The sequence below is a fragment of the Haemophilus parahaemolyticus genome, assembly GCF_018373095.1.
GTDB classification, from domain to species: domain Bacteria; phylum Pseudomonadota; class Gammaproteobacteria; order Enterobacterales; family Pasteurellaceae; genus Haemophilus_A; species Haemophilus_A parahaemolyticus_A.
Genome location: NZ_JAHAHT010000099.1, coordinates 1 through 6,530, shown reverse-complemented (window position 1 = coordinate 6,530; position 6,530 = coordinate 1). Strand labels below are relative to the sequence as shown.

The 6,530-nt window shown below is 35.8% G+C and carries 4 protein-coding genes; 3 read left to right on the top strand and 1 reads right to left on the bottom strand.

The features are described from left to right. Positions 1-178: 178 nt before the first annotated feature. The 3 genes from KH943_RS08620 to KH943_RS08610 all read left to right on the top strand — a co-directional run bounded on the left by KH943_RS08620 (position 179) and on the right by KH943_RS08610 (position 6,047). Positions 179-682: a contact-dependent growth inhibition system immunity protein gene (locus tag KH943_RS08620; protein WP_304110024.1), complete on the top strand. Its 504-nt coding sequence runs from the start codon at positions 179-181 to the stop codon at positions 680-682. 201 nt (positions 683-883) lie between these two features. Further along, a complete protein-coding gene (locus KH943_RS08615) occupies positions 884-1,828 on the top strand; it encodes an Imm49 family immunity protein (RefSeq protein ID WP_304110021.1) in 945 nt (314 codons plus the stop codon). A 433-nt stretch (positions 1,829-2,261) separates the two neighbouring features. Then, a complete protein-coding gene (locus KH943_RS08610; protein ID WP_304110018.1) occupies positions 2,262-6,047 on the top strand; it encodes a restriction endonuclease subunit S in 3,786 nt (1,261 codons plus the stop codon). A 215-nt stretch (positions 6,048-6,262) separates the two neighbouring features. Here the strand turns inward: KH943_RS08610 and KH943_RS08605 are convergent. After that, on the bottom strand, positions 6,263-6,530 hold a 268-nt coding region (locus KH943_RS08605; RefSeq protein WP_304110014.1), incomplete at its 5' end, for an FGGY-family carbohydrate kinase.

Sequence of the window (6,530 nt, the reverse complement as noted above, 5' to 3'; positions counted from 1 at the left end):
TTTTGACCGCGCTTTTGTTTCCAAAGATGATTATTCTAAGTAAACCTTATAATTTCACATTCACTTTTCTGTAGAAATATCACTATAGATAGCATAACAGGTCAAAGTGGTAAATTAGGTAATTGTTTAATGTATACTAGATCGAAAGGAGCTAATATTATTAATAAGGTAAATTGATATGAACAAACCTAAAGCAGCTTTTGTTAGAATTAATAAAGATTTCTTATTGGTTGCCTCTATTATTATAGGGATGATTGGAATGACAGATCCAGATCAAGATTTTGTTTTTAATAAAGTGGATATTACAGATTCATACTTTGGCAAGTTGGTTAAAGAAAAACTTGATGAAAGCAGAGAAGTATCCCTCCAGGAATTTCAGGCTATTTTTAATTCTGAAAAAATGAAAGGATTACAAAAAAATCTCGAAGAGGAGATGAAAAAACGCTATGGATACAAAAATAAAAAATCTATCTATAAGGATATGTCTTTTTTATCTTTAGAACAGGATGATTTATATATAACTATTTCGCCTCTTCATCAAGATTCTTTAGATGGAAGTACAGGGATTTCACTTCCTGACAATTCACCATTAGAATTTAAATATGACAAGAATATTTCAGATGAAGAATTAGGAAAAGCTGTAAGAGAAGCCCTGACGTACTGTACGAGTATTTATCGGTAATATATTTTCCTCAAAAATGTAAAGTGCGGTCAATTTTAAAGAGTTTTAAAACCTCTCAAAAACTGACCGCACTTTTGTATTTTCAACGATGCTTATGTTAAGTGAATCAACTATTATAGCAGGTGTGGATAAATCAAATGGTAAGGTTGTGTTATTACCAGTTAGAATTCCTAATAAGAATTAATCGTAATAGGTGTAAATATGGAAAGATATAAGGTATTTTTAGGTAGTGAGATTGCTAAAAGCTATGATGAAGCAAAGAATTTTACTCTGGCTAGAGTAGATGAATATACTGAATTTAATCATAAAGAATTATTTTCAACGTTAGCTCCTATAGATAATTTTACAGGTAATGTTTTTTCTTTAATTCATTATTTAAATGATTTCCATCGTGCATTAGCCTCTAAGTATTTATTAGAAAATAATATTTCAGGATTTAAAGAAAATGCTTCTATTGCTGGTTTCTTGGGGATTCTGTCTAAATATGATTTTCAATGGGCATACAACGGGATTAATACAAATTTCTTTTTTATGAGTTTACTTTCAGATAATCAAAAGTTGATTGATTATCTGATTAAACATCGTGATGAAATTGTGGATATTTCAGTCCCCTATAAACGAACTGATACCAGACCTTTTTTTAATGCGAACACTTTATTGGCATTAAGTGGAGATTGGCAATTATTAAAAGAACGCTCACTCACGTTCTTAAATGATGAGAAAAAAGCCCGTAGTGATTTAAAGCGCATTCCCAATCATGAATTTTATGTGGCACTAGCAGATAAAAATATAAAAGGAATGCAAGAGGCTTTAGATAAATTACTCGAACTTAAGTTTGCGAAACGAGCAGCCAAAGACACACTTTTACATTTTGATTTTTACTTGCAACCGCAAGTTTTAATGTATGCCAAAATCGCAGCAATCCACGGTTTTGATTTGGATATTGATAGCCCTATAGCGCCCAAAGAATTGATTGATATAAATCCATTATCAGAATATAAAATTCCTTATGATTTTATGAAATTATTTGATTTTGATGCGCCCCATCAAGTTTGGGTAAATTATGTCAAACAAAGAATGGAAGAAACGAAGCAAAAGAAAGTTGAAAATAAAAAAGGATTTTGGGCTTCATTATTTGGTAGATAAGTCGGGAATGATAATAAAAGTGCGGTCAAAAACATCGATATTATGTAGCAATTGCACAAAACCCAAATTCAATCTTAACAGCATAAAAAATACCTTTACCCATTTATACAGGTAAAGGTATTTTACTTCAGCCCCTAAATTTTTACTGTTGAATAAAACCACAATACCCCATCAGAAAAGCACCTTGATTCTGTACGTAAGCAGCTCAATGACTTCTATCAAACGGGCTTAATTGCTCGTCAGCCGTAAGCAAGTTTACTGGCAATTAAAACAAATTGAATATGCGGATCTGCCATTGCCTTCTCCTTTATAACATCTTTCATTTTATCCGAATATGTTAATACTGCCCGTAAATAGGCGAAAATATCAAGAATTTTTTAGCTTTCTTTGTTAAAATTCTCGTTAATTAATTTCCTCTATTTGAATATATTTTATGATCACCAAACAATCCTTTCCGTACTTACTTCAATCCCTTGGCTTTACCGAGCAGAAGAACATTTACAGTAAAAAGTTTGAATCGGGTGCTGAACTCAAAGTTGACATTGCAGCAGAAAAGCTCATTTATCCAAAAGAATTGCAAGCCGACCGCGATACTACCAAAAACTTTTCTCAACCTGAAAATTTTGTTGTGTTTGAATGCGTACATAATTTATTGGCAGCCGGTTACAAGCCAGAACACATTATTTTGGAAAAAGGCTTGTACGGTGGACACGGTATGACTGGCGGATTTGCCGATATTATCGTGCAGGATAATGATAAAAATCCGTATTTATTGATCGAATGTAAAACCGCAGATGATGGCAAAAGCAAGGAATTTTCCCGTGCGTGGGCGAAAATGCAAAAAGACGGCGGTCAACTGTTTAGCTACTACACCAACAATGGTAAAGCTCGCTGGCTATGTTTGTACGCTTCGGATTTTCACAATGACAAAATTGAACCGACTTATCACTTAATTTCAATGAGCGATAACCAAGATTATTTGAAAGATAATGCCAAGTTATTGAGCTTTGAACAAGTACGAGCAAACGGCGGCGGTAAAACGGACTTTTTCAAAGTATGGAGTGATACTTATCAGCAAGACTTTATCACGCACAATCTATTTGAATCGGAAGCCTTTCACATCGGCAATCGCCCTTATAATATCAGAGATTTAAAAAGTGTGGATAGTGACACTATTCAAAAGAAATATCATCAATTTGCTACCATTATGCGGGCTCACAATGTTTCCGCTCGTGAAAATGCCTTTGATAAATTGGTGAATTTGTTTCTCTGTAAAGTGGTGGACGAAAAACATAATGCCGATGCCTTAAAAGTGTATTGGAAAGGGGCGGCTTCGGATAATCATTATGACCTACAAGATCGCTTGCAACAGCTTTATCAAATCGGTATGTATGAATTTTTACGCGAAGAAGTGACTTACATCAGTGAAAACGATGTAAGTAGTGCGTTTAAATTGTTCAAAAATGATCCCGATGCCACCAAAGAGGTGGTATTGGAAATGTTTAAAAAGCTGAAATTTTATTCTAACAATCCATTTGCTTTTTTAGATGTCCACAATGAAAAGTTGTTTTTCCAAAATGCAGTGATTTTGAAAGAAATTGTGCAAATGTTGCAAGATATTCGCCTCAAAAATGAAGATGAACAACATCAATTCTTAGGCGATTTATTTGAAGGCTTTTTAGATCAAGGCGTGAAACAATCGGAAGGGCAATTTTTCACGCCAATGCCGATTGTGAAATTCCTCATTTCCAGTTTGCCATTGACGAATTTGCTTAACAGCGAAAAACCGCCGAAAGTGATTGATTATGCCTGTGGTGCAGGGCATTTTCTCACTGAATACGCAACGCAGATTAAACCGTTGTTAAAGAGCGGTCAAAATCCAGCGAGTTTTTACCAAAATATCTACGGTATTGAAAAAGAATATCGCCTTTCCAAAGTGGCGAAAGTGTCTGCCTTTATGTACGGGCAAGATGAAATGAATATTGTCTATGCCGATGCGTTAGCACATAGCGAGCAAATTCAAGACGGCACATTTTCGTTGTTAGTTGCCAATCCACCTTATAGCGTAAAAGGTTTTTTAGCAACGTTAAGCGAAGACGACAAAGCCCGTTTCAGTCTTTATCCGAACGTGAGTGACGAAGAAAGTTTCAACAGTATCGAAACTTTCTTTATTGAAAAAGCCAAGCAGTTGTTGCATTCCGATGGTATTGCAGTGATTGTGTTGCCTTCCAGCGTACTCACCAATGGCAATATCTATATCAAATGTCGCGAAGTGATTTTACAATATTTCGATTTAGTCGCGATTGCAGAATTCGGTTCGGGGACATTTGGCAAAACTGGCACCAACACTGCCACCTTATTTTTACGCCGTAAAGCCACAGATTTAGATCTAAGCCAACATTACCGTAACCGTGTCGCCCAATGGCACAAAGGTAATTTCGGCTTTGATGGTTTATTTGAAGACGTGCATTTGCTCAAAGCCTATTGCCAACATTGCGGTTTTGATTTTGAACATTACAAAGCCTTTTTAAACGCCGCAGTAGAAATGCCTGTTGAAATCGCTTCAGCGGAAGTCTTCCAAGAATACCGCAAAGTATTTGATAAAAAGAAATTCGGCAAAAATGCCGATTTAAATGCGGAATGGATAAAATTTGCCAAAGCATGTGAGGCGGAAAAACTGCATTATTTTATGCTGGCGAAATCTGCCGAGCAAGATGTGTTGGTGGTGAAAATGCCATCAGAAACCAAAGAGAAAAAAGCCTTTTTAGGTTATGAATGGAGTAGCGCTAAAGGAAATGAAGGCATCAAATATCTCACCACGCAAGCAAGCGATGAAGAAGACGGTTTAAGCCAGCTTAAAGGTATTAATCAAATTCAAACGCCGTTGTTTAACCCGAATAATTTAAGCGATGACAACAAGCTCAATGCCTTAATTCGCCAAAATTTCGGCAAAAGTGCGGTGCAAATTCCGGAAGATTTGCAGAAATTCGCCCAATCGTTACCGTTGGTTGAAATGCTCGATTTCGGACGTGCTGAGTTTGATAAGGTGATTCGTACAACTATTACAGAACGCAAAGAAATCAAAAGTAAATATCCATTGGTAAAATTAGGCGAGGTTTGTGAAGTAAAGATTGGCGGTACACCTTCACGAGCCAGCGGCGAATATTTTACAGGCGAAAATCTGTGGGTTTCTATTAGTGAAATGAACGGTAAAGTTATCACTGATACTAAGGAGAAAATTACTGAAGCCGCAATTAAAAATTCAAATGTGAAGTTGATACCTAAAGGTACAACTTTACTGAGTTTTAAGCTCAGTATTGGCAAAACAGCAATCGCAGGAGCAGATTTATATACTAATGAAGCGATTGCCGGATTAGTTCCTATGGATAAAAAAGTTGTTTCGGATAATTACCTATTTCATTTGTTTAACGGAAGAATGATTGATTTAGAAAATGTCGGCAATAAAGCCTTTGGTAAAAGTTTGAATAGCAAATACTTACGTGAAGAAATAAAAATTCCACAACCGCCTTTACCCATTCAACAACAAATCGTTGCAGAATGTGAAAAAATCGATCACGAATTTGAAAACACCCGAATGAAAATTGAAGAGTATCGTGGGAAAATTGCTAAGATATTTAATGATTTAGAAGTAATTTCGGGGGTGAAACGCTTTAGAATCAATGAGTTATGCTCTTTGCTTAAGCGTGGTAAATCTCCTAAATACGGCAATTCAGCTGTCCAAGTGATTAAATCAGGTCAAGCTAGAGGTTACAGTAGCTTTGAGTTTAAAGAACGCTATTATCTTTCAGAGGAAGTTAATCTGGACGAACGTAAATTACAAAAAGGTGATCTTTTAATTAACTCCACAGGTGTCGGAACAGCTGGGCGAGTAACTTTATTTGATTTAGATGGTGATTTTGTAGCAGATAGCCATATCACGATTTTTAGAACAAATGAAAAATTATTGCCTAAATTTGGCTTGTATTCTTTGGCAAACATTGGTTTTAAAACCATTGAAAAAATGGCAAATGGTTCAAGCGGTCAAATTGAATTAAATTTAAGCACGATTGAAAATATTGCGTTCGTAGTGCCTGATATCGCCGAACAACAAACCATCATTACTCAAATTAACGAGTGGGAAAATAAAATCGCAATGCTTGAGGGTAAAATGGCAAATGCCGCAGCAGAAAAAGCAGCGGTATTGGCAAAATATCTGTAACTTATTCGCCTGCAAGTTGGCATAATTAATAAAACCATAGTAATTGCAATATAATAATAGTGTGGTTTTGCCATAATAAAAAGATCTCCATTGATATATAAATTGCAATGGAGATCTTAATTTTTATTGCGGTTTAGGTCTTGTGCAAGTGCTACATAATACCGAAAAACATAAGCGATTTTGACCGCACTTTATTATTGGCTAGGAAGGATTGATTATTCCGCGTCTTCTTTTGCCCATTCTAATGAGCGTTTAACGGCTTTTTTCCAACCTTTATAACGACGTTCACGTTTTTCTTCGTCATTATCAGGTGTGAAGGTACGTTCTACGCGAGCTTTGTCGTGAAGCTCGTCTAAATCTTTCCAGAAACCAACCGCAAGGCCTGCAAGGTAAGCGGCACCAAGTGCGGTTACTTCTTTCACCACTGGACGTTCTACGTTCACATCTAAAATATCCGCTTGGAATTGCATTAAGAAGTTATTG